Origin of the sequence: Bordetella genomosp. 5, from assembly GCF_002261475.1 — a bacterium.
Taxonomy (GTDB): Bacteria; Pseudomonadota; Gammaproteobacteria; order Burkholderiales; family Burkholderiaceae_B; genus Bordetella.
On the sequence record NZ_NEVN01000013.1, the window covers coordinates 294,843 to 317,972 of the forward strand.

The window sequence follows — 23,130 nt, forward strand, 5'->3', positions numbered from 1 at the left end:
ACCCGTTAAAGACTGGCGGCCGGGGCGGCGAGCGGCGCGCCTTGCTGAGCACTGAGCTGCTGCGCCTGCGTCCGCTGCTTGCGCAGCGTGTCCAGCACGGTTTCCCGCGCGCCGTACATCACCATCACGCCATCGCGTACGACCATCAATTTGTCGACCGCGTTCAAGATATTCATGCGGTGCGTGACCAGCAGCACCGTGGCGCCCAGCTGCTTGAGCTGACGCACCGAGTTGACCAGGGCGGCCTCGCCCTGATCGTCCAGATTGGAGTTGGGCTCGTCCAGCACGATCAGCGCGGGATCGCCGTAGACCGCGCGCGCCAGCGCCACGCGCTGACGCTGGCCGCCCGACAGCGAGGCGCCGTCCATGCCCAGGCGCGTGTCGTAGCCGTTGGGCAGGCGCAGGATCATGTCGTGCACGCCGGCCAGCTGGGCCGCCTTGATGACCTTGGCCGAGTCCGGCTCGCCGAAGCGGGCGATGTTCTCGGCGATCGTGCCTTCGAACAGCTCGATGTCCTGCGGCAGATAACCGATATGCGGACCGAGCTCGTCCTTGTTCCAGAGATACACGTCGGCGCCATCCAGGCGCACGTTGCCGGCCTGGGCGGGCCAGACGCCGACCACCAGACGGGCCAGGGTCGACTTGCCGGATGCCGAGGGGCCGATCACGCCGACCACTTCGCCCGGCTCGATCTTGAAGCTCAGGCCCTTGAGAATGGCCTGCTTGGCGCCCGGCGCCGTGGCGAACACGTTGTCGAACGACAGCTGGCCACGCGGACGCGGCAGCGACAGCGTGTTGCCGCGCGGCGGCGCTTCCTTGAGGATCTCGTCCAGACGGGCGTAGGCCGCGCGGGTCGACACGAGCTGCTTCCAGGTGCCGATGGCCTGCTCGACCGGCCCGAGCGCCTTGCCCAGCAGAATCGAGCACGCGATCATCATGCCCGGCGAGATCTGGCCTTCGATCACCAGCAGCGCGCCGGCGCCCAGGATCGCGGACTGCAGAAACACGCGCACGAAACGGCTGACGGTGCTGATACGGGCGGCGCTATCGGACGCCTGGGTCTGCAGCTTCAGCACGCGCTGATGCTGCTTGCGCCAGCGTTCGCGCAGGCCGGGCAGCATGCCCATCGCCTCGATCACTTCGGCGTTGCGCAGGTGGTTGTTGGCGAACGCGGCGGCCTGCAAGGCCGACACGTTGGCATCGCCCAGCGGCTTGTCGGTGGCGAGCTTGTTGAGGTAGGCCAGGCCGAACAGAATGATCGAGCCGCCCAGCGTGATGAAGCCCAGCAGCGGGTGCACCATGAACGCGACCGCCATATAGATGGGCGTCCAGGGCGCATCGAAAAAGGCGAACAGCGCGCTGCCGGTGAGGAATTGCCGCAGGTTGGTGAGATCGTGCGTGGCCTGGGCCGGGTTGCCCCCGGCGCGGCGCAGATTGCGCTCGAACGAGGCCGTGAAGACGCGATTGCTCAGCATCTCGTCGAACTTGTTGCCCACGCGGATCAACACCGACGAGCGCGCGAATTCGAGCAGCGCCGACAGCAGGAACAGACCGGCCACCAGGACGGTCAGCATGAGCAGGGTCGTTTCGTTGCGGCTCGCCAGCACCCGGTCGTACACCTGCAGCATGTACAGCGACGGTGTGAGCGCAAGAATATTGATCACACAGCTGAACGCGGCCAGACCGTAGAACGTCTTGCGAAAGCGGTACAGGGCCTCGCCCAACTCAGTGCGACGGGAAGGCTTCATGGAAAAACCTATGGGAGTGGCCGGAAAACCAGCCTGAAATATGCGAACCGAAGTCGGTCATCAGCAGCCCGGGAAGCCCTGCAAAAAGGCAGTGTCCGCCTCATTGCAGCGGCGCTGGCCGCGATTCAGAAAAGCTGCCAATGGTAACACGCACACCTGACAACAAGCCCAGGGTCACCCCGGGGAACGGGCCCCGCAAACAGGGTGTGTACCGGAGGCCACACGGCCGGGCCTCCGGTCCGGACATCAGCTGTGGCCGAACGGGAACACCCCGTCGTCATTCAGGAAATCGAGATTGATGTCGCCGTACTGGTCGGTGGCCAGCGCTGCCTTGCCGGCGGCCGAGCGGGCCCGCGCGCGGATGCCGAGCTGCTCGAGCTGCTGCATCGACAGCAGCTGGCAATACGCCAGCGGCATGGCGTGCGACTGCATCAGGGCGCCGAGCACATCGCCCGACTGCTGCTTGAGCTTGGCCTCGTCGACGCGGAACAGGCCCTCGATCCGGTTGGTGCCGCTGGCGAGTTCGAGGTTGATCTCCCAGGGCTGGATCAGGCCATGCTTTTCCAGCACGTCGCAGGCGAAATTGGTCTGCCGGCGGTTCAGCGTCACGGCCTCGTGAAACGACAGCATGCCCGCCACCTTGGTGGCCGGCTCGCCGTTGTCTTCGAAGAAGCGTTCGCCGCCCTCGTCGCTCAGCTGGCCGCTCTCGACATCGAAGCACAGCACCTCGCGGCCGTCGTCCGTGCGGCCCAGCGCGAACGGGTAGCCGCGGTACACGGAGGGGATGTAGCGGCCGGTCCAGCGGCCGTCGTCGGACACGAACAGGTTGGTGTTCGCCACCAGGCCCTGCACGCCCACCAGCCCGAAGCCGCCTTCCGGACGGCGCGCGAAGGCGAGCGGCATCTCGAGCAGCACCTTGTGCGCCTCGCGGGCCACGACCGGCACCAATGCGTCCGTGCCGGCAAACTTGTACGAGGTCTTGAGGAGCCAGCGAGCGTCTTTGTGCTGCGAGGGCGAAAGGGCAACGAACTTGGGCATGGGCGAAGGAGACAGTTGAGATACGAAAACGCGCGTGGCGGCGTCGGACGCTGACGAGGGATTCGTCAGACTAAGAGATATAGCATGCTTCGACCGGGCGGCGCCAATCGGGTTCCCGGGGGTGATGCGGCCCCGCGAGAAGGGGCTGGCGCGCGGGGTACGGCTCGCGTTACCGCGGCTGGAACGGCACGGTGCCGAACATGTCCGCGCTGCAGGTTCGGGCTGCGCTCGCGGGTGCGCATTGCCGCACTCGCTGCGGCGCGAGGCGCTGCGCACGCTGCTGCGCACGCCGCTGTGCGGCCCCCAAAGAAGAAGGGCCCGATTGCTCGGGCCCTTCTTCAGACTGCTACGTGCTTAGCGTCTTGCGACGCGAGAGGACATTCGCATGCCCTCTCCCTTCAAATTCGCTTAGACGGCGAATTCGATGGTGGTGCCGTTGGCAACCAGCTTGGTGACGTCAACGCCGGTCAGCTTGATCAGGCTGTCACCGGCGATGTCGCCAGTGTTGCCGTCAGCAACGAACGCGTATGCATCAGCGCCAAACTTGAACAGCACTTGCTCGCCCGACGCGGCGTTTTCGCTCAGAGCGGTCACGACGGCGGTCAGCGTGGAGTTGGCGGCCAGGAAGCCGGTCTGGAAGGAAACCAGGCCGTTGTCACCCACTTCGCCCACGTTGGCGATGTCGGCCGTAGCGACGGGTGCGGTCAGTTCGATCGAATCACCAGCCGAGAAGTCGGTGATGGTGTCAACACCGGCGATCTCGCCGCTGGCGTTCAGCGAAACCAGCGAGTTGGCGGTCGTGAACTGGAACACGTCGTTGCCAGCGCCACCGGTCAGGATGTCCTGACCCAGCGAAGCCACCAGCGTGTCGTCACCAGCGCCACCGTTCAGCGTGGCGGTGTGGCCAGCAGCGGTGCTCGTGGACAGCAGGTCCTTGCCAGCGCCGCCGTTGATGGTGACGTTGACGTTAGCCAGCGAGGCGCCAGCGGTCAGCGTTTGGCCACCCAGGTAGTCCGAACCGTCGATGGTGACGGTGGCCAGCTCGGCCGAGCCGAAGCTTTCCACGGTCAGCGAGTTGGTCGAAGCAGCGTTGCCGCCGGTGATGTTCACCGTCAGCGACGAGCCTTCCACGCCATTGGCGTTCAGCTGAGCGATTTGACCAGCCGAGACGAAGTTGCCGTCCGAGTCAACGGTGGCAGCCAGGTCCAGATCAACGGTTTCCACGCCCGACACGGCAACGCCGCCCGACACGTTGGCGTCAGCAGCCAGGTTCAGCGACAGGTTGTCCGACGAACCGGTCACGCCGGTGAAGGCGAATTCAACGCCGGTCGTGAGAGCACCGATGGTGATGTCCGAAACCAGCGCGCCAGCGTACGAAGCGCCCGAGGCGTTCGTGAACGACAGGGTTTCAACGCCCGTGCCGGTGACGGTCACGTCGGCGGCGCTGTTGATGGCGACGTTTTCGACCGAGATCAGACGGACGGCGGTAGCGCCGGCGCCGGTGATGACCAGGGTGTCATCGCCAGCAACGCCATTGACCGTAGCGGTGGCAACGGTGCCGGCGTCCAGGGTGAACGTGTCGTCGAACTGGGTGCCCACAGCCACGGTGCCAGCGGTCACGGCGATCGGAGCAGCTTGCGATTGGCCAACCAGGTTGGCGAAGTCGCCGGTCTGGCCGGTGGTGCGCGATTCGTACAGACCGTAGGCCAGGTAGTGGCCCAGCAGGTCAGCGGTTTGCTCGGCGGTCAGGTCCGACGCGTCTTCGATACCGAAGGCGGTGCGCAGGTCTTCGTTGGCAGCGGCGTAGGCCGAAGCGTCGAATTCCGACGGATCCAGATCAGCGTCGTCGCTGAAGGCACGACCTTCGAAGATGCCGTACTGAGCATAGTGATCCAGCGCTTGACCCAGGGTCAGGCCAGCGGCGATCAGATCAGGGTTGCTTTGCAGGTAGAACGAAGCGTCGAACCAGGCGTTCGGCAGACGGGGAGCGCCGGCCTTCGATTCTTCGAAAGCACCGTACTTGGTGTAGTGGGCTTCGGCGGTTTCCACGGTGATGCCGGCCAGAACCAGATCCGGGTTGTTCTGCAGGTAGTACTGCGCGTTGAAGTACGGATTAGCCATTTTGTTGGTCGTCCTTTGTGTTGCGGGTTACACCCATCGATGGATGTTACCTGAGCTGTGGAAGGGACTTTGAAGATACCTTTACCCTAGCATCCAGTAACATCGCGGAAGTTTAAAGCAACATTTCGAGAGAGTCCATGACAATGCTGCGAGTTAGCAGCGCATTTCATGCTCCGAAGCTACTATTCACGCAAATTGCGCTTCCCGCTCAAATCAATTGTTAGTGAATATGTGGGGTCAGGAGCGGTCCCGGGATTGCCGGTGACTTCTCGCCACGATCGCCACATGTCATACAAGTAGACCGGGAATGACACCAAATTTGCGACGGTTGTCGTCGATTGTCGTCAGATTGGCGTGGACCCTCCCTCTTTAAGAATGTCTTTAACGATCACGTTCCGTCCTGCGAAAGTACGCGCCCCGTGGAGCGCCCTCTCGGGCGTTTCGCCTAGGCCTGGACCAGCCCGGATGGTGTCGTTTGCACACCACTTTTATGACTAGACCTACCGGCTACCGGCCCGACATCGACGGGCTACGCGCCTTTGCCGTGACTGTTGTCGTCCTCTACCACGCCGCCCCCGATTGGCTCCGGGGCGGCTTCGCGGGCGTCGACGCCTTTTTTGTGATCTCGGGCTTTCTGATCACGCGCATCCTGTTGTCGGAGTCCGCGGTCGCGGGCGAAAGGCGCGGTGCGCTCAGCACGTTCTATGCCCGACGCATCCGCCGCCTGTTCCCGGCCCTGGTCGTGGTGAGCGCGGCCAGCCTGGCGCTGGGCGCGCTGTTTTTGCTGCCGGCCGACTACGCCCAGCTGGGCCGGCACACCGCCGCGGGCGCGGCCTTCGTCGCCAACCTGGTGCTCTGGCAGGACGTGAACTACTTCGCGGGCGTGGCCGAGGCCAAGCCGCTGCTGCATCTGTGGTCGCTGGGGATCGAGGAACAGTTTTACCTGTTGTGGCCGTTTTTACTCTGGCTGCCCCCGCGCCGCCGCGGCGTCCTGCTGTGGGTGCTGGGCGGGGTGACGCTGGCCAGCCTGATCGCCTCCGGCTGGCTCAGCGTGAAGGATCCGACGGCCGGGTTCTACGCCCCGTGGTCCCGCTTCTGGGAGCTGGGCGCCGGCGGCCTGCTGGCCGTCTGGAGCCTGGGCCGCGACGGCCAGACCCCGGGCCCGTCCCGGCGGGCCGACCTGCTGTCGTGGATCGGGGTCGTCCTGCTGGCCGTGACGCTGATCGTCGCCCGGCCCGACCGGCTCTTTCCCATGCCGGCGGCGCTGCTGCCGGTGGCCGGTGCCCTGCTGCTGATCGCGGCCGGACCCCGCGCCTGGGTCAACCGCCGGCTGCTGTCGCGTCCGGCCGTGGTCTGGCTGGGCCGGATCAGCTACCCGCTCTATTTGTGGCACTGGCCCATGCTGTCGTTTTTGCGGGTGCGCTATACCGACCTGGCCGGACCGGCGCTGGCGCTGGCCACGGCCGGCGCGATCGCGGCGAGCGTGCTGCTTGCCTGGCTCACCTATCGTTATATCGAGCAGCCCATCCGGCACGCCCGCAATCCCAGGCGCCGCACCACGGGCCTGCTCGCGGCGGCGATGGTGGCGACGGCGGGCGCGGGCGTCTGGATCTGGAGTCAGCAGGGGCTGGCGCAGCGCCTGCCTGACAGCGTCCGGACCCTGGCCAGCGCGCCGCTGCTGACCCCGGCCTGGCACGCGGGCCTGCGCGACGGGATTTGTCACAACATGATCTACCGCGGCAACCTGGGCGACCCCGCCACCTGTTTCCCGGCCGGCCACCCGAGCGCCCTGCTGTGGGGCGACTCCCATGCGGCCGCGCTCTTTGCCGGCATGGCCACCCTGCCGGGCTGGTCGATGCAGCAGGCCACGACCGACGCCACCGCGCCGCTGTTCGGCACCGACCTGCGCAACAATCTCCAGCGTCCGCTGGACAACATCAACACGCGCATCCTGCAGCAGGTATCGGCGCAGCCGCCCGACCTGATTCTGCTGCACGCGTTCTGGGAAGGCTACAAGCTCTCGCCCGAGGCGCTGCAACGGGCCCTGGTCGACACGGTGGAGCGGATCCGCCGCGCCGCCCCCGGATCCCGGGTGGTCGTGCTCGGGCCGGTGCCGGTCTGGCGCTCGTCTTTGCAACAAAACCTGCTGAACTACGCCCGCGGCTACGACGGCGCGCTCGCCCCGGCGCAAATGGCCTACGGCCAGCTGCGCTCCAGCCGCGCGCTGGATCAAACGCTGCAACAGGGCCTGGCCCAGGCCGGCGTGGACTACATCTCGCTGTATCCGCTGCTGTGCCAGGACCGGGCCTGCCTGGCGCGCCGGGACGCCACCCCGGAAGGGCTGGCCTACGTCGATGGCGGCCACCTGTCGCTGAGCGGCGCGACCACCCTCGCGCAACGCCTGTTGCCTCTGTTACAGCGTGACGGTGTGCCCGGGAAATGACGGTCACACGCGGCACTACAATAGCGCCTTTCCCGATCGCTTGACCCGACGCACATCTATGACGCCAGCCCCCGCAACGCCAGCCAGCCGCTTCACGCTCTGGCAGCATCGCCGTCTGCTTATGACCCTGACCTGGCGCGATGTGCTGGGACGCTACCGAGGCTCCGCGGGCGGATTGGTCTGGTCTTTGGTCACGCCGATTCTGATGCTGTCGGTCTATACCGTGGTGTTCAGCGGCATCTTCCGGGCGCGCTGGTCGCAGGACACGCAAAGCCCCATCGACTACGCCCTGCAGCTGTTCGTCGGGCTGATCATTCACGGCCTGGCCGCCGAGTGCCTCAACCGCTCGCCCGGCCAGATCGTCGGCAACGTCAGCTACGTGAAGCGCGTGGTGTTCCCGCTCGAGACCCTGCCCGCGGTGGGTCTGCTGTCGGCGCTGTTTCATTTCCTGATCAGCCTGACCGTGCTGCTCGCCTTTTATGCCATCGTGCACCACTCGCTGCACCTCACCGTGCTGTGGCTGCCGGTGATTCTGCTGCCGTACTTCGTGCTGCTCGCCGGCGTGGCGTGGGCATTGGCCGGCCTGGGCGTCTATCTGCGCGACGTCAGCCAGATCACCGGGCTGTTCACCACGATCCTGATGTTTCTCTCGCCGGTGTTCTATCCGGCGTCCGCGCTGCCGGACAGCTTCCAGACCATCTTCGCCTTCAACCCGCTCACGCTGATCATCGAACAATCGCGCCAGGTCGTGCTGCACGGCGGCCGGCCCGACTTCGCGGCGCTGGGGGTGTACAGCCTCGTGGCGTGCGTGGTGGCGGTCGTCGGCTACCGTGCTTTCCGAGTGATGAAAAAAGGATTCGCTGATGTGCTCTGACATCGCCATCTCCGTGGCCGACGTCAGCAAGACGTTCCGCCTGTACCGCCGTCCGCAGGATCGCCTGCTGCAGCGCCTGTTCCCGAAGAAGAAAATGTTCCGGGAGTTTCACGCGCTGTCGGGCGTGAGTTTCGACGTCAAGCGCGGCGAAACCGTCGGCATCATCGGCCGCAACGGCTCCGGCAAATCCACGCTGCTGCAATTGATCTGCGGCACCCTGACCCCCACGCTGGGCCAAATCAGCGTGCATGGCCGCGTCGCCGCCCTGCTCGAGCTGGGCGCGGGCTTCAATCCGGAATTCACCGGGCGCGAAAACGTCTACCTGAACGCCGCGATCCTGGGCCTGAGCCGGCAGCAGATCGACGCCCGGCTGCAGGACATCTTCGACTTCGCCGAGATCGGCGATTTCGTCGACCAACCGGTCAAGACCTATTCCTCGGGCATGTACGTGCGGCTGGCCTTTGCCGTCATCGCGCACGTCGATGCCGACATCCTGATCATCGACGAAGCCCTGGCCGTGGGCGACGCGCTGTTCACGCAAAAGTGCATGCGCTTCCTGCGCCGCTTCCGCGAGACCGGCACCGTGCTGTTCGTGAGCCACGACAGCGCGGCCGTCACCAACCTCTGTCAGCGCGCGATCTGGCTGCGCGAAGGCCAGGTCGTCGAACAGGGCGAGGCCAAGGCCGTGTGCGAGTCCTATCTGGCCTCGCTGTTCGAAAGCAACAACCGCAAGGTGGTGCGCGAGGCCGCGACGCCCGCGACCGAAGTCGAGTGGGTCGACCAGCGCCGCGATTTCATCAACGCCAGCAATCTGCGCAACGACCTCGAAGTGTTCCGCTTCGATCCCGCGCAAGCGAGCTTCGGCGAAGGCGGCGCGACCGTCGAAAACGTGTTCCTGTCCAACGATGCGGGCGAGCCGCTGGCGTGGGTGGTGGGCGGCGAGGCCGTCACGCTGCATCTGCGCGTGCGCGCCAATCAGTATCTCGAACGACCCATCGCCGGCTTCTATGTCAAAGACCGCCTGGGCCAGACGCTATTCGGCGACAACACGTATCTCACCTACGCCGACGATCCGCAGCCGGTCGAAAGCGGCGCGGTGTTCAACGCCCGCTTCCGCTTTCCCATGCCGCTGCTGCCGGTCGGCGATTATTCGATCGCCGTGGCGGTGGCCGACGGTACGCAGGCCGAGCATCGCCAGCACCACTGGATCCACGATGCGGTGCTGTTCCGCTCGCATCACAGCGGATTGGCCAACGGTCTGGTCGGCGTCCCGATGCTCGACATCAGCCTGGAACCCTCCGCCGATGACAAGGCCTGATCACAGGACCACGCCATGAGCACCGACGCGCTCCGCTATCACTACGATTTCGACCCGAGCGGCGACGGCACGGCGGCGCGCGTGTGCCGTCTGGCCGCCGCGGGACAGCGCATACTCGAGCTCGGTTGCGCGGCCGGCGCCATGTCCGCCGTGCTGAGCCGTCACTACGGCTGTGAAGTCACCGGCGTCGAGTACGACGCCGCCGCCGGCGCGCTGGCGCGCGAGCACTGCGCCGAGGTGCTGCAGGCCAACCTGGACCTGCCCGACTGGTCGGCCCCGCTGGCCGGCCGGCGCTTCGACACGGTGCTTGCCGCCGACGTGCTCGAGCACCTGCGCGATCCGCGCCAGTGTCTGACACGCATCCTGCCGCTGCTCGAACCCGACGGCCAGCTCGTGATCTCGGTGCCCAACATCAGCCACGCCGGCGTCATCGCGAGCCTGCTGTGCGATGACTTCGCCTACCGCGACACGGGCCTGCTGGACCGCACCCATATTCACTTCTTCACCGCGCACACGCTGGGTCAGGCACTCGCCGACGCGGGCTTCGTCGTCGAGTCGTTCGATTCCGTCGACACCGGCCCGTGGCATCCCGAGTTCGCCGAATACTGGGCGCGCCTGCCTGAGGCCGTGCGCGAGTGGCTGGCGCAGAATCCCGCCGGACGTGCGTTCCAGATCCTCGTCACGGCCCGCCCCGCGCGACCGGCCGAGCCGGCCTCCGACGTGCTGAACCCGCGCCGCGAGGCGCAGCAGCACTGGCTGGCGCAGCCGCTGGCCGCACGCGACGACGCGGCCACCGCGCAGCTGCGGCAGGCCCTGGCAGACGCCGAGGCGCAGCGCGACGACGCGCTGGCCGCCCGCCGTGCCATCGAACAATCGACCTTCTGGCGCATCACCTCTCCGCTGCGCCGCCTGTTGTCTCTACTGCGCGCGCGCTCATGAACGAACCCATGCCGGCCTCTCCGCTCGTCAGCGTCATCATTCCCTCGTACAACCACGACCGCTTCCTGCAGGAGGCGATCGACAGCGTGCTGACGCAGACGAACGTCGCGCTGGAGCTGATCATCGTCGACGATGGCTCGCGCGACGAATCCTGGGCGCGCATCGAGCGCGCAAGCGCCAACGACGCCCGCGTGCGCGCCTTCGCGCAAACGAACCAGGGCGCGCATGCGGCGATCAACGCCGGCCTGCGCGCCAGCCGCGGCGACTACATCGCCATCCTGAACTCCGATGATCGCTTTCATCCCGGACGCCTGAGCCAACTGGTGGCGCTGGCGGGCGAGGGCTACGACTTCATCGCGACCGGCCTGCAACTGATCGACCAGGCCTCGCAGCCGATCCCGGACGCGCCCTGGCTCGACGAATATCGCCGCATGCGCCAGGCCGCCAGCCAGCGCGGCACCTGGGAAGCGCTGCTCGAGCGCAACTTCACGGTCTCGACCTCCAACTTCTTCTTCAGCCGCGCCCTGCTGGACGCCATCGGACCGATCCGGCCGCTGCGCTACAACATGGACTGGGACTGGGCCATCCGAGCCTATCTGCACGCGCCCGACCGGTTCGTGTGGCGCGACGACCTGACGCTGTGGGATTACCGGATTCACGGCGCGAACACGATTCTCGGCGGCCTGCCGCGCTCCGCGATCGAAGCCAACCACGTGCTCTACCGCGCGCTCGCCAAACGCTACGCCGTGCCGGGCCCCGCGCTCGCCGGTCTGCGCCGGCACTACAAGCTGGTGCGCCAGCAGCAGTGCCACGTGGTGGCCCGCGAGCGCGATACGTTCTGGGATGCGAAGCTGCAGGAGGCCCATGCGGGCTGGTCCGCCACGCGCGACGCCCATGACGAGGCGCACGCGCGGCTCGGCCAGACGCTGACCGAGCTCGGCGAAACTCGCACCACCCTCGCGCAGACGCAGGTGGTGGTGGCACAGACGCAGAACGCGCTGGCGCAGACCCAGTTCGAACTCGAAGCCATCCGCAACTCGCGCAGCTATCGCCTGGGCATGACGCTCACCAAGCCCCTGCGCTGGTGGAAAGACCGGCACCATCGCGCGGCCCCGCCGGCACAGCCCGCGCCCGTGCCCGCGCCCGTGCCGGCGCCCACGTCCGCCACCGCGGCCAACGTGCCGGTCGTGGCCGGCCCGCCCGCACCGCGTTATCGCAAGCTGGCGCTGGATCGCCCCGCCGCCACGCCGGCCGCGCCGCGCGTGGCCGTGCACATTCATCTGCACTACACCGACCTGCTCGACGAAATGCTCGACGCGGTGGCGCATCTGCCCGGCCCGTTCGACCTCTTCATCACCACCAATCAGGACGCCCAGGCGTTGCGCGACGCCACGCACGCCCGCTTCCCCGGCGCGCAGGTGTGGCAGTGCCCGAACGTGGGCAAGGACATCGGCCCGTTCATCGATGCGCTCCAGCGCCATCGGCTGCATGAGTATGAGCTGGTGCTCAAACTGCACGGCAAGAAGAGCCGCAATCAGCCCAGCTACATGAACGCCGTGCGCGGCCTGTTCGGCAAGGATATCCAGGACGGCGACGACTGGCGCCGCAAGCTGGTGGCGCCGATCAGCGGCAGCACGGCCCGCGTGCAAGCCATCTACGACGCCTTCGAGGCCGATCCGCAGCTGGGCATGGTGGGCGCCGCGCGCTTCATCTGCCGCGCCCCCGATGCCGACGCCAGCGCCTACCTGGCCCTGTGCGCCCGACTCGGCATTTCCCAGGAGATTCTGTTTTTCGGCGGCACGATGTTCTGGGTGCGTGGCGCCGTCCTCGCACCCCTGGTCGACGCGGGGCTCACTCAGGACGACTTCGACGCCGCGCATCAGGCCAGCGTGGAGAGTTCGCTCGAACACCAGATGGAACGCGTGTTCGGCGGCCTGACCGCCCTCGCCCGCATGGAGGTCGGCGGCGTCGCCGACCTGTCCGCACGATAAGTACAATGAGCCCGGCGCCCGGGGCGCCTGGCTCGATAACCGCTCCTCCATGAACTATTTTCAAACACCCGTATTCCTGATTGCATTCAACCGGCTCGAAGCCCTGCTTCAGGTCGTGGCATGGTTGGAACGCGCCGGCTATACCAATATTCACATCATCGATAATGCGTCGACCTACCCGCCGTTGGTCGCGTATCTCGAAACCTGTACGCATCACGTGCATCGCATGGACCGCAATTACGGTCACCTGGTGCTGTGGGACAGCGGCAAATTCGATCACATCATCAAGACGCAGAATTTCGTGCTGAGCGATTGCGATATTCTGCCGGACCAGGATTGCCCGCCCGACGTCGTGGAAAAACTCGCCGGGATTCTGGCGCGTTATCCCAACTTCACCAAAGTGGGTTTATCGCTGCGCATCGATGATCTGCCCGATCATTATTCGCTCAAGCGCAAGGTGCTCGAATGGGAAGCCCCGTTCTGGGAGCATCCGCTCGAAGAAGGCACCTTGTTCGAGGCCGCGGTCGATACCACGTTCGCCTATTACCGGCCGGGCATCGCCCCCAAGGACAAGCGCTGGTGGCGCTCCATCCGCACCGCCGCGCCCATGACCGCGCGGCATCTGCCCTGGTACGCCAATACCGATAAGCTGTCCGAAGAAGACATCTACTATCAAACCCACTTGAAGGAAATGTCTTCGCAATGGAGCACCACCGACCCGGTCGTGCTCAAAGAACAAAACATCAAGCTGCAGGCGGAAGTCCACGCACTGCGGCATGAGCTCGAACTGCTGCGCCAAAGCCCGGTAGCGCACTGGAAAATGACGACACGGCGCCGGATCATTCAGCTTCTGGATAAATTCGGGGTAGGCAAACTGGCTCGCGCCATCCGCAACAAGATTTTCGGCCGCTGGCCGTGATTCCCGCGACACGCTCGCCGGTTAGACACGTTTTCTGAAAAGCGAAAAATGAAATACTTCTTCACGTCCATCAATAACGCCTACATCCCCAAAGCCATCACGCTCGCGGAATCGCTGCGACGCGTTTATGGCAGCGAAGCGCATGTCACCTGCATGCTCTCCGACGCGAAGCGCGACGACATCGATTATTCCGCCTTCGACGATGTATTGACGATCGACCAGCTCGACCTGCCCGTGCCCTCGCTCGAGGCATGGATCTTCAAGCACACCGTGGTCGAGCTGTGCACGGCGGTCAAGCCCTGGGCGTTCAAGAAGATCTTCGCGCGCTACAACGCCGATACGGTGCTGTACATGGATCCCGACACGGTGGCGTACTCGCCGCTGGACGAGATCTACGAAACGCTGGCGCAGCATCCGGTGATCCTCACGCCGCACGTGAGCGTTCCGGCCCAGGACGACGACGATCTGTTCGACGGCGAAATGCTCGGTTGCCTGCGCCACGGCGTGTTCAACCTGGGCTTTCTGGCGCTCGCGAATCACGGCGAAGGCGTATCGTTCCTCGACTGGTGGGCCGAGCGTTGCCTGCACTGGTGCTACGACGACGCCAACAAGGGCCTGTTCACCGACCAGCGCTGGATCGATCTGGCGCCCTGCTTCTTCCCGACCCTGCACGTGTTGCGCCACCCGGGCTACAACATGGCGACCTGGAACCTGTACTATCGCCAGCTCAGCAAGGACGCGCAGGGCAACATCATGGTCAATGGCACCGAGCGCCTGCGCTTCTTCCACTTCTCGGGTTTCGACATCGGCACGCACGAGCTGATGCTCAAGAAGCACGCCCCGCGCGACACCCTGCTGCACGAAATGAGCGACTGGTACATCGAGCAGCAGAAGCGCCACGAGCAAGAGCGTCTGGGCCGCCGCCCCGGCGTGCACGACTTCCTCGCCGACGGCACCAAGATCGAACGCGACTGGCGCTTCACGTATCGCGCCGACGCCGACCTGATCGCCCGCTTCCCGCGCCCGTACAGCGAAACCGGCTTCAAACAGTGGATCGAGCGCAACCAGTCGGCCGCGCCCCAGACCGTCGAGCGTCAGCCCACGCTGCTGGGGAAGGTCGCCAATCGGATCAAGCGCCACCCGCGTCTGGTGCTGTGGCTGAACCAGGCGCTGCCGGCCACGCTGCGCGCGCGGCTCAAGCGCCGGCTGTAAAAGACTGCGAGACCCGGCGCATCAGCGAGACAGCCGATGCGCCCCCTCCGGCCATTCCGCCAGCAGCACGGGCGGCGCCGACACGGCGACGCCCCCGGGCGCACTGACGCGCACCGACACGACACGCCCCAGATAGCGGGCATCGATATCGTCGAACTGGAACGAGCTCAGGTCGCCCGCGGCGGCGTAGAGCGCGGCCTGCCCCATCAGATAGCGCAACCGGCCCGTGATCAGCGCGTAGCGCGCCTGATCGGCGCGATCTTCCATGCGCAGCACGTCGAGGTTGCTCGATACGCCGAGGCGGAAGCCTTCGCGCACGGCCTGCAGCGCGAGCTCGCTGGACTCCACCGCGCGGGTCAGAGCGGCGACGCGTTCGACGCCGCTCTGCACGGCCGTGTACTGACGCGTCACTTCGGCGGCGGTTTTCTCGAGCGCGGCATCGAGCTCTTCCTGCCGCTGCCGCTGGATCGCCACCGCCCGCGCCTTGTTGGCCGAGTTGTAGCCGCCCGTGAAGATCGGAATATTGACCTGCACCCCGATGGTGAAGGTGTTGCTCTTCTGGCTCAGCGTCGACAGGTTTTCGCTGTCGGCCTTGGCCAGCGCGGCGACCAGATTGACCGTGGGCAGGAAGCGGCTCTGCGCCACCGACAGCTCGGCGTCGGCCACCGCCACGGCTTCGCGCGCGGCGCGCACCTCGGCGTTGTTGGCACGCGCACGCTCCTGCCAGACCTGCAGATCCTCGGGCATCGGTTGAGGCTGCTGCGAGTTCGCGCCCCACACCGAAATAAAGTCGGGGCGTACGCCGGTCACGGCGGCCAGCGAACGGATCGCGATCTCGAGCTGGTCGTAGGCGGAAATCGCGTCGGCCCGTGCCACGGCCAGGCGCGCCTCGGTCTCCTGCGCATCGCGCGCCGAGCCCTCGTTATGCTCCGCCAGCGCGAGCTGCGTGCGCACCTGCGTTTCAAATGAACGCACGCGGCCGTACTGCAGTTCGAGGTTTTCGTAGGCCAGCACCAGATTGAAATAGCTCTGGGCCCAGCGGGTCGCGGCCTGCTGCTGCTGCACGGCGAACTGCTGCTGCGCCTGATCGGCCAGGGCGCCGCCACGCCGGTAATTGGAATACAGACCGTAGTCGAGCAGCGGCTGCTGCAACTGCAGATACGCGCTGGTGCTGTCGTAGTCGAGGTCGAAGCCCACGCGCTGGCCCAGGAAATTGGGCTGGCTCGCGCGGCCGGTCACCTGGCTCTTCACATAGCCGCCCTGCACCTGCGGAAACAGGCGGGCGCGGCCCAGGTTCCGTTCGGTCTCGCCGGCGTTGCGCGCACTGGCGGCCGCGCGCAGCACCGGGTCGTAGCTCTGTGCATCGCGCCACACCGTGGACAGGCTCGTGACATCCACGACCTCGCCGACGGCATAGCCCGCGGGCCGGGCGGCAGCGGGATTCCACGACACCTCATCCTGCCCGTGCGCGAACGGACTCGACAGGCACGCGATGGCGCACAGCAAGGTACCCCGCCAGCGCGCATGTCGGAGTCGCGGGGTCGCAACTTCGCAACGCGCCGGCGTCGGCGGCAGAGAAAACGGAAATCGCATAGGGAAGAGAAGAGCGGATGCGTGAAACGTTCAGCACCGCGGCGGCACGGGCGGCAAAGCGCCCACATGCGGAGGAAAATAGTACCACGCCGGCCCCCGATTCCCGGCCGCGTGGCCGGGCCCCCCGCGGGGGAATCAGTGCCGGCGCTTCTTCTTGACGATCATCCACTTGGGCATGCGGAACAACACCAGGCGGCGATACAGCACGATGTACGTCGCGGCGAACGCGAAGGTACAGAGCATCAGGATCACCGGCGACTGCCAGAACAGCACCGCCGGAATGCCCGCCAGCGACGACAGCACCCACAGGTACGGCGACGTGAGCGAGTTGCGCTGGGTCATGTGGCGCGCCTCGCGCGAGCCCACGGCCCAGCGCACCACCCGCTTGTAGATCAGCATGTGCAGATGCACGCCGTCGGGCGCGCCGGGCGAGCGCCCCCGCAGGAATCGCTTCCGGTAAATCGAAAACAAGGTTTCGAACACCGGATAGATGCACAGCAGCAGCGGGAACCACGCAGAGATCTGCGGGTGCCGTGCCAGCATGAGCACCGACAGCTCGCCGATCACGAAGCCCAGGAAGTACGCGCCGCCGTCGCCCAGAAACACGTGGCCGCGCGGATAGTTCCACACCAGGAATCCGAGCACGGCGCCCAGCGTGGTCAGGGCCACCACCAGCAGGAAGCGGTCGCCGATATAGAACGAGACATAGGCCAGCCCGGCCAGAATCATCGCCGACACGACCGCCGCCAGACCGTTGAAGCCGTCGATGATGTTGATCGCGTTGGCCGCGCCACCGATGGCGAACGCCGTCACGAGCAGCGAGATCGGAGCGAAGGTGAGCAGCCAGTCCACGCCGATGATATCGAGCCGGGTGACGGCGCCATCGAGCAGGTAATAGGCCATCACGCCCGACAGCATCGCCAGCCCCAGACGCACCAGCACCCGGACCTGCTTGGTCAGGTCTTCGAGGAAGCCGCCCATGAACACGGGCGCGGCACAGGCCAGCAGCAGCACGACGCTCGGCAGGATGTCCGGCTCGCGGAACGCCACCAGCGCACAGCCCACCAGCATCGCAATGATGAGCGACAGCCCGCCGATACGCGGGACGGGCCGGCAGTGGAATTTTTGAATGCCGTCGAGGTCGTGATCGGCCGTCAGGCCGCCGTGCCAGGAGCGATACCGCACGATCAGCAGGGTCGAGATCAGGGAGACCAGGAATGCCACAAGGACATACAGCATGAGAAACGAACCAAGTTAGATTTTAAAATTGTAAGCTGCGTACGCGCCTTACCCAGGCGCAGCAGTGTGACCGCTCGCTTCACGGGACGCCCGAAGTCCCTGGCAACTTTGCCGCGCCACCCCTCGCCGCGGTCAGCCTCCGGCGCAATTCTAAGCCACCGCGGCATGCCCACCGCCCGCCCCCGGCAAACATTTCCCTGAATTTCATCTCTGCCGCCCCCATGGGATGCGTGCCACCGGCCGCGTTGCCCGCACGGGCGGCCTTCCCGCCAACGGTGGGGGCAGCGGCGCGTGGCGGCGGACACCGTTCGTCGTCAGGAGCCCTCGCGCACTATCGGACCGACCGCCCCGGAGGACCGGCGTGCGGGCGCGGCAACCATGGGCACCCCTTACGCACCGGCGCAGCTCAACAACCGACCCTCATGAGCATGAGCTCCACGCACCCAAGTCAGCGCCTTGGCCTTGAACAAAACCAAAGAAAAAGCCCGCTCCAAACTGGAAGCGGGCTCTTGCGCGGGAAGGCGCGCTGGCGATCAGAACGGAATGTCGTCGTCCATGTCGGCCAGGTTGGCGCCACCGGACTGCGCGGGGGCCTGGCGCGGCTGCTGTTGCTGCGCCGGGCGCTGGGGCGCCGGGGCGCGCTGCTGGCGCTGCGGGGCCTCGTCGTAGCCGCCACCGCCGCCACCGTAGCCGCCCTCACCGCCGCCTTCGCGGCCACCCAGCATCTGCATCTGGTCGGCAACGATTTCGGTGCTGTAGCGGTCGGCGCCGGTGTCCTTGTCTTGCCACTTGCGGGTCTTCAGGCGGCCCTCGATGTAGACCGAGCGGCCCTTCTTGAGGTACTCGCCGGCGATTTCGGCCAGGCGGTTGTACATCACGACGCGGTGCCATTCGGTCTCTTCGCGGCGCTCGCCGCTCGCCTTGTCTTTCCACTGGCTGGTGGTGGCGATCGAGACGTTGCAGATGGCGGCGCCATCCGGGCTGTAGCGCACCTCGGGATCGCGCCCCAGGTTGCCGACGATGATTACTTTATTGACCGATGCCATGACCGAAGCCCCTCAATGGTTGTTTACTGCCCGCGCCCCCGCGGAAGCGCACCGGGCAGCGTACAACGCAAAATGCTGTTTAAGACTGGCCTCAACGAACACGCCGGTTCCGAGCGAAACCGGCGTGAGGATGAGGCATTGAATGGCCGTCATTATCGACGATTAGACCCGGCCCCGCAAAGTGCCCGGCGGGACGTCGATGTCACTCGGGGTAACACCGGCACGGCCGGGCCGGATACCCCCGCCGCCTCAGGGCAGCGGCTTGAGCGCCCAGGTCACGGCCAGCCAGGCCAGGGACAGGGCCGCGGCCAGCAGGAACACCCCGTTGGCCCCGCCGTGCGCCGCGATCCAGCCGCCCAGCGCCCCGCCCGTGAACAGGCCGGCCGCCTGCGCCGTGTTGTAAAAGCCCAGGGCCAGGCCCTTGTACGACTGCGGCGCCACGCGCGACACCAGCGACGGCTGCAGGGCTTCCAGCACGTTGAACGCCACGAAGAAGCCGATCAGCGCCAGCACCAGCGGATAGAAGCCGGCTCCCGCCGCGAGCGGCAGCAGGCCACACACCACGATCAGCAGGACCACCGACGCGCGCAGGGCGCCGCGATGGGCGCGGCGCTTTTCGGCCACGAACACCATGGGCACCATCAGCACGAACGACGCGAGGATGACGGGCAGGTAGACATGCCAGAGCTCGGCCGGGTTCAGGCCGCCCAGGCGCAGCAACAGCGTGGGCACGACCACGAAAAGCGCCACCTGGATCAGATGCAGCACGAACACCCCGAAATTCAGGCGCAGCAGGTCGCCATGCAGCAAGACCTGGCGCGGCCGCGCGTTCATGGCGCGCGCCTGGGTGCGCGGCACGACCGGCACCGCCCAGCGGGCCACCGCCAGGCACACCAGCCCCAGCGAGGCGATGGTCCAGAAGAGACCGGGCAGGCCCCAGGCGCCCACCAGCACCGGCGCCAGCACCAGCGACAGCGCGAACGACAGCCCGATCGACCCGCCCACCATGGCCATGGCGCGCGTGCGCACCTCGTCGCGGGTCGCGTCGGCCAGCCAGGCGGTCACGGCGGCGGAAATGGCGCCCGAGCCCTGGATGGCCCGGCCCACGGTGATCCAGAAGACGTCGTCGGCCAGCGCGCACACGACGCTGCCCGCCACGAACAGCAGCAGGCCGGCCAGCACCACGGGCCGGCGGCCCCAGCGGTCGGAGGCCAGTCCGAACGGGATCTGCATCACGGCCTGCGTCAGGCCGTACATGCCCAGCGCCAGCCCGACCCGGACCGGATCGTCGCCGCCCGGCAGGCCCTGCGCCGCGACGGCGAACACCGGCAGCAGCAGGAACAGGCCCAGCATGCGACAGGCGAACAGCCCCGCGAGCGCGACGCTGGCGCGGCGTTCGGAGGGGGTCAGTTTCAGCTTGGGATGCGCGGCCATGAAGAGTGGGCTGGGTGAATAAGACGGGGGAGGACGGCCGGGCAGGCCCGACGCCTCGATTCCGAACCGCGTCGGCGCACCGGCGCGGCAAGCCCCTCGCCGTTCGGTCGGCGTGGGCACGACTGCATACGCCGTCAGGTTCGGCGCGCTATAGTACCAAGTTGGCCTTTGAAACTGCTTAAACCGGGTCGGATCACCGCGGGTCGCTGCGACCTCGCCGGAATCCCGCCTCACCGGTATCGGGCAGGCTCAATGCGCCGCGCAACACCGAAGCCGCGGGCCGGAAACGGCCCGGGCCACTCGCGCAAAGGGCTACATGGACGAGATACGCATCAGGGGTGCCCGCACCCACAATCTCAAGAATGTCTCGCTGGACCTGCCTCGCCACCGCCTGGTGGTGGTCACGGGTCTGTCCGGATCGGGCAAGTCGTCGCTCGCGTTCGACACCCTCTATGCCGAGGGGCAGCGGCGCTACGTCGAAAGCCTGTCCGCCTACGCGCGCCAGTTTCTCCAGCTGATGGACAAGCCCGACGTCGACCTGATCGAGGGCCTGTCCCCGGCGATCTCGATCGAACAAAAGGCCGCGGGCCACAATCCGCGCTCCACGGTCGGCACCATCACCGAGATCCACGACTACCTGCGCCTGCTCTACGCACGCGTGGGCACACCCTATTGTCCCGACCACGGCCTGCCGCTGCAGGCCCAGAGCGTGAGCCAGATGGTCGACGCCGTGCTGGGCTGGCCCGAAGAGGCCCGTCTTGCGGTGCTGGCGCCGATCGCGCGCGCCCGCAAGGGCAGCTTCGAAGACGAATGCGCCAGCCTGCAGGCGCAGGGCTATGTGCGGCTGCGCGTCGACGGCAAGCTGGTCGAGATCGACCAGATGGAGCCCCTGAAGAAAACCGAGAAGCACGACATCGACGTGGTGATCGACCGCCTGCGCGTGCGTGCCGAGAGCAAGCAGCGGCTGGCCGAGAGCTTCGAGACGGCACTGGGTCTGGCCGACGGCCGGGCGCTCGCGCTCGATCTCGACAGCGGCCGCGAGCAGGTTTTCTCCAGCCGCTATGCCTGCCCGGTGTGCAGCCACAGCCTGCCCGAGCTCGAGCCGCGTCTGTTCAGCTTCAACAATCCCATGGGCGCGTGCCCGTCGTGCGACGGCATCGGTCAGGTGGGTTTCTTCGACCCCAAGCGGGTCGTGGCCTTCCCCGAGCTCAGCCTCGCCGCCGGCGCCATCCGCGGCTGGGACAAGCGCAATGCCTTCACGCATTCGCTCCTCACCAGCCTCGCCACGCACTACGAATTCGATATCGAAACGCCCTTCGAAGAGCTCTCGGCCGATGTGCGCGACAAGGTGCTCAACGGCTCGGGCGAAGAAGAGATCTCGTTCTTCTACCTCAACGAAAAGGGGCGCAGCAGCGTCAAGCGCCACCCCTTCGAAGGCGTCATCCCCAACCTCGAACGGCGCTGGCGCGAGACCGACTCCACGACAGTGCGCGAAGAGCTCGGCAAGTACCGCAACATCAAGACCTGCCCCGACTGCGGCGGTTCGCGCCTGCGCCCGGAAGCGCGCCACGTGCTGATCGGCGACGAAGCGCGCGAAGGCCAGGAGCGCGGCCGCGCGATCTACGAGGTCGAGGCGATGCCGCTCTCGACCTGCCTGGGCTGGTTCCAGGCACTGACGCTCACCGGCGCCAAGCAGGAGATCGCGCAACGCATCGTGCGCGAGATCGAGGCGCGGCTGAGCTTTCTGAACAACGTCGGCCTGAACTATCTCTCGCTCGACCGCAGCGCCGACACGATTTCCGGCGGCGAGGCGCAGCGCATCCGGCTGGCCAGCCAGATCGGGTCGGGCCTCACCGGTGTGATGTATGTGCTCGACGAGCCGTCCATCGGTCTGCACCAGCGCGACAACGACCGCCTCATCGGCACGTTGCAGCACCTGCGCGATCTGGGCAACAGCGTGATCGTGGTCGAACACGATGAAGACATGATCCGCGCGTCCGACTGGGTCGTCGACATGGGCCCGGGCGCCGGCGAACACGGGGGCCAGGTGGTCGCGCAGGGCACGCCCGACGCGGTCCAGCGCGATCCGCAATCGCTCACGGGTCAATACCTGAGCGGCGCGCGCGCCATCGCGGTGCCCAAGCGCCGCCCGGTCGACGGCGAGCTGCCCTGGCTCACGCTCAGCGGCGCCACCGGCAACAATCTCAAGTCCGTCGATCTCAGCATTCCGGCGGGCCGACTCGTCTGCGTGACGGGCGTGTCTGGTTCGGGCAAGTCCACCCTGGTCAACGACACGCTGGCCGTCGAAGTGGCGCGCCAGCTCAACCACGCCCAGGGCGAGCCCGCGCCGCACGCGGCCATCACGGGCCTGGAGCATTTCGACAAGATCATCAGCGTCGACCAAAGCCCGATCGGCCGCACGCCGCGCAGCAACCCCGCCACCTACACCGGCCTGTTCACGCCGATCCGCGAACTCTTCGCCGGCGTGCCCGAAGCCCGCACGCGCGGCTACGATCCCGGCCGCTTCAGCTTCAACGTCAAGGGCGGCCGCTGCGAGGCCTGCCAGGGCGACGGCGTGGTCAAGGTCGAGATGCACTTTCTGCCCGACATGTACGTGCCCTGCGACGTCTGTCACGGCAAGCGCTACAACCGCGAAACGCTCGAGATCCGCTATCGCGGACGCAACATCAGCGAAGTGCTCGACCTCACGGTGGAGCAGGCACTCGAATACTTCGAATCGGTGCCGGCAATCGCGCGCAAGCTGCAGACCCTGATCGACGTGGGCCTGTCGTACATCCGTCTGGGCCAGAGCGCCACCACGCTGTCGGGCGGGGAAGCGCAGCGCGTGAAGCTCTCGCTCGAACTGTCGCGGCGCAGCACCGGCCGCACGCTCTACATTCTCGACGAGCCCACCACCGGCCTGCATTTCCGCGACATCGAGCTGCTGCTCGAAGTGCTCAACCAACTGGTCGAGAGCGGCAATACGGTCCTCATCATCGAGCACAACCTCGACGTCATCAAGACGGCCGATTGGCTCGTGGACATGGGCCCGGAGGGTGGCGACGGCGGCGGCCGGGTGGTCGCGCAGGGCACGCCCGAAGACGTGGCGGACAGCCCCGACAGCCACACCGGCCACTATCTGGCACGCGTGCTGGGCCGCAAAAAAACCAAGTAGACTTTCCGTCGATCGGGCCGGTGCGTACCGGCCCGCCCGC

15 protein-coding genes are annotated in these 23,130 nt (G+C 66.6%); 8 read left to right on the forward strand and 7 right to left on the reverse strand.

Annotation, left to right across the window (positions count from 1 at the left end; all coding sequences use genetic code 11):
* Nucleotides 1–5: 5 nt before the first annotated feature.
* The 3 genes from CEK29_RS22320 to CEK29_RS22330 all read right to left on the reverse strand — a co-directional run bounded on the left by CEK29_RS22320 (nt 6) and on the right by CEK29_RS22330 (nt 4,907).
* The gene (locus CEK29_RS22320) at nt 6–1,748 is read right to left on the reverse strand and encodes a type I secretion system permease/ATPase (protein WP_094797983.1); all 1,743 of its coding nucleotides are present in this window, start codon (nt 1,746–1,748) and stop codon (nt 6–8) included.
* Nucleotides 1,749–1,994: 246 nt separating this feature from the next.
* Nucleotides 1,995–2,786: a SapC family protein gene (locus CEK29_RS22325; RefSeq protein WP_094859376.1), complete on the reverse strand. Its 792-nt coding sequence runs from the start codon at nt 2,784–2,786 to the stop codon at nt 1,995–1,997.
* A 408-nt stretch (nt 2,787–3,194) separates the two neighbouring features.
* Complete coding sequence (locus CEK29_RS22330; protein ID WP_094859377.1) at nt 3,195–4,907, reverse strand: hypothetical protein; 1,713 nt, start codon at nt 4,905–4,907, stop codon at nt 3,195–3,197.
* 490 nt (nt 4,908–5,397) lie between these two features.
* Here CEK29_RS22330 and CEK29_RS22335 point away from each other — a divergent pair, with 490 nt between their 5' ends.
* From CEK29_RS22335 to CEK29_RS22365, 7 genes are read left to right on the forward strand one after another with little or no spacing between them, the layout of a single operon-like run.
* Nucleotides 5,398–7,350 (forward strand): acyltransferase family protein, encoded by a 1,953-nt coding sequence (locus tag CEK29_RS22335; RefSeq protein ID WP_094859378.1) that lies wholly within the window; start codon nt 5,398–5,400, stop codon nt 7,348–7,350.
* Between the two features lie 40 nt (nt 7,351–7,390).
* The gene (locus tag CEK29_RS22340; protein WP_432759214.1) at nt 7,391–8,224 is read left to right on the forward strand and encodes an ABC transporter permease; all 834 of its coding nucleotides are present in this window, start codon (nt 7,391–7,393) and stop codon (nt 8,222–8,224) included.
* Entirely contained in the window at nt 8,214–9,542 is a 1,329-nt protein-coding gene (locus CEK29_RS22345; protein ID WP_094797988.1) for an ABC transporter ATP-binding protein, read from the forward strand. Before CEK29_RS22340 ends, CEK29_RS22345 begins: the two co-directional genes overlap by 11 nt.
* 15 nt (nt 9,543–9,557) lie before the next feature.
* A complete protein-coding gene (locus CEK29_RS22350; protein WP_094859379.1) occupies nt 9,558–10,481 on the forward strand; it encodes a class I SAM-dependent methyltransferase in 924 nt (307 codons plus the stop codon).
* Between the two features lie 8 nt (nt 10,482–10,489).
* Nucleotides 10,490–12,472, forward strand: a complete 1,983-nt coding sequence (locus CEK29_RS22355) for a glycosyltransferase (RefSeq protein WP_176456953.1) — start codon at nt 10,490–10,492, stop codon at nt 12,470–12,472.
* 49 nt (nt 12,473–12,521) lie between these two features.
* Nucleotides 12,522–13,391, forward strand: coding sequence for a cell division protein ZapB (locus CEK29_RS22360; RefSeq protein WP_094797991.1), 870 nt, complete (start codon nt 12,522–12,524; stop codon nt 13,389–13,391).
* A 48-nt stretch (nt 13,392–13,439) separates the two neighbouring features.
* The gene (locus CEK29_RS22365; RefSeq protein ID WP_094797992.1) at nt 13,440–14,603 is read left to right on the forward strand and encodes a hypothetical protein; all 1,164 of its coding nucleotides are present in this window, start codon (nt 13,440–13,442) and stop codon (nt 14,601–14,603) included.
* 21 nt (nt 14,604–14,624) lie between these two features.
* On the opposite strand, the gene CEK29_RS22370 is transcribed toward CEK29_RS22365, so the two are convergent.
* From CEK29_RS22370 to CEK29_RS22385, 4 genes are all read right to left on the reverse strand, one after another.
* Complete coding sequence (locus CEK29_RS22370; protein ID WP_170948353.1) at nt 14,625–16,109, reverse strand: TolC family outer membrane protein; 1,485 nt, start codon at nt 16,107–16,109, stop codon at nt 14,625–14,627.
* 222 nt (nt 16,110–16,331) lie between these two features.
* Nucleotides 16,332–17,435, reverse strand: a complete 1,104-nt coding sequence (locus CEK29_RS22375) for an MraY family glycosyltransferase (protein ID WP_094797994.1) — start codon at nt 17,433–17,435, stop codon at nt 16,332–16,334.
* Nucleotides 17,436–17,968: 533 nt separating this feature from the next.
* Nucleotides 17,969–18,481, reverse strand: a complete 513-nt coding sequence (gene ssb, locus CEK29_RS22380; RefSeq protein ID WP_094797995.1) for a single-stranded DNA-binding protein — start codon at nt 18,479–18,481, stop codon at nt 17,969–17,971.
* A 249-nt stretch (nt 18,482–18,730) separates the two neighbouring features.
* Nucleotides 18,731–19,915: an MFS transporter gene (locus CEK29_RS22385; protein WP_094859381.1), complete on the reverse strand. Its 1,185-nt coding sequence runs from the start codon at nt 19,913–19,915 to the stop codon at nt 18,731–18,733.
* A gap of 316 nt (nt 19,916–20,231) precedes the next feature.
* On the opposite strand from CEK29_RS22385, the gene uvrA reads away from it, so the two are divergent.
* Nucleotides 20,232–23,090: an excinuclease ABC subunit UvrA gene (uvrA, locus tag CEK29_RS22390; protein WP_094797997.1), complete on the forward strand. Its 2,859-nt coding sequence runs from the start codon at nt 20,232–20,234 to the stop codon at nt 23,088–23,090.
* Nucleotides 23,091–23,130: the final 40 nt, after the last annotated feature.